The organism is Microcystis sp. M53598_WE2, assembly GCF_030067735.1.
Lineage (GTDB): Bacteria > Cyanobacteriota > Cyanobacteriia > Cyanobacteriales > Microcystaceae > Microcystis > Microcystis aeruginosa.
Genome location: NZ_JASJFE010000153.1, coordinates 1 through 2,126 on the forward strand (window position 1 = coordinate 1; position 2,126 = coordinate 2,126).

General features: G+C 38.8%; 1 protein-coding gene. It reads left to right on the forward strand.

Features of this window, described 5'->3' with window-relative positions:
* Positions 1-445 precede the first annotated feature (445 nt).
* On the forward strand, positions 446-2,126 hold a 1,681-nt coding region (locus PX636_RS03440; protein WP_288116234.1), incomplete at its 3' end, for a 5'-3' exonuclease H3TH domain-containing protein.

Here is a 2,126-nt window from a genome sequence, read left to right on the forward strand (position 1 = left end):
GGTTTTGTTCTTCTAAAGAAAGTTGATCGATAGATTCTATAATCTGGCTAAGAGAAAGATGAGGAGTCATAAATTACAAGCCTTTTTGATTAGATATTGATGCTAGTGTAGCATAATTCCCTTCGCTAACAGCTTTAAAACAGCTCCTACAGTAATCGGAATTTTTCTGATAGTGAGTTATTCTAAACAAATATTGGGAGCTACTGTAATTCGGTCTAGTTTTTTCCTAGTGGTACAAGCAGGATGCCTGTAAATGCTATTGATGCAATTGGTAGCACAGGCATGGGCCGCCTGTAAAGAGATAGAAAGATTTAAGTTTAGAACAATGCCAGCATCTGTTATACTCTAAACAGAAAAACCCCCCTTGTCAAATTTGGGCAAAATAGGGAATGTAAATTTTATATACTATTTAGTATTATTTTGATAGGATTAAAGAGGCTAGATTATGACCAGTGCCGAGCAAAATAAGCTATTTATCCTGATTGATGGGCATTCTTTGGCTTTTCGTGCCTATTATGCCTTTGCCAAGTCTCGTTCTGGTCCTCTGCGTACTTCTAGCGGCATTCCCACCAGTGTGTGCTTTGGGTTTTTAAATTCTCTGATGCAGTTACTTGAAACTCAAAAACCCACTTATTTAGCAGTTGCTTTTGATTTAGCAGTTCCTTCTTTTCGCCATGAAGCTGATGTTAATTATAAGGCTAATCGGCAAGAGACTCCCGAAGAATTTCGCCCCGATTTAACTAATCTGCAAAGTCTCTTAGCAGCGATGAATATTCCTATTGTGACTTCCCCAGGTTACGAAGCAGATGATGTTTTAGGAACTTTGGCAAAACAGGCAGGCGATAATGGTTATACAGTCAAGATTTTAACAGGCGATCGAGATTTATTCCAATTGGTAGATGAGGAGAAAAAAACCACGGTTCTCTATCTGGATATTAATGCGGTCAAAAGTACATCGGGACAGGGTTATACAGAATTTAATTCCCAAGCTGTCACGGAAAAGTTAGGGGTGACACCAAAACAGGTAGTAGATTTTAAAGCTCTTTGCGGTGATAAGTCTGATAATATCCCCGGGGTGCGCGGAATTGGCGAAAAAACAGCGATAGATTTATTAAAAAAATACGATAACTTAGACGATATATATACCAATCTGGAATCGATTAAGGGAATGGTAAAAACTAAATTATTAGAGGGAAAAACCGCCGCCGAAAGTTCTCGCTATTTAGCCAAAATTGCCCTTGATGCCCCCGTTAGTCTCGAGGAAGAGAAATTTCGTCTCCGAGGTTTTGATCGGCGTTTAGTTCAACCTTTATTGGCAAGATTAGAGTTAAAGAAAATTCTCCAGAAACTCGATCAAATTCAACAGCATCTAGGTGGCACTCCTACCCTAGAATTAACTAGCGATGCTGATTCTAATCAATTGTCTCTGTTTGATTTACCCCCTATTTCTCCACCGGTTCTAATTGCTCCCGACATTATTGATACTATTCCTAAGTTAGATGCTTTACTGGCAAAATTAACAACTTTCACTAATCCACATTTTCCCGTCGCTTGGGACACCGAAACCACGGATTTAAATCCTCGTGTAGCCAAATTGGTCGGGATCGGTTGCTGTTGGGGAAAAGAATTAAATTCTATGGCCTATATTCCCATCAGCCACCAGAGCGGTGATAATTTAAATCTAGAGATAGTCCTCGAAAAATTACGCCCAATTTTAGCGGGTGATAATTATCCGAAAGTCTTCCAGAATGCGAAATTTGATATTGATGTTTTTTATCATCAAGGAATTACCGTTAAAGGTCTAGTTTTTGATACTATGGTGGCTAGTTATGTCCTCCATCCCGAACTAACTCATAATCTCGAAGATTTATGCGATCGCTATTTAACTGGCATCACTTCCCTTAGTTATAAAAGTCTCGGTATTCCTGCGGGAAAAACCATCGCTGATTTAGATATTACCACCACTGCTAACTACTGCGGATTAGATGCCTACGCTACCTATTTACTTCGAGAAAAATTACAGGCAGAATTAACTAAAATTCCCCCTTTGTATCAATTATTCTCTGAAATAGAATCTCCCTTAGTCATGGTGCTGTGGCAGATGGAAAATTATGGTATAAAAATTA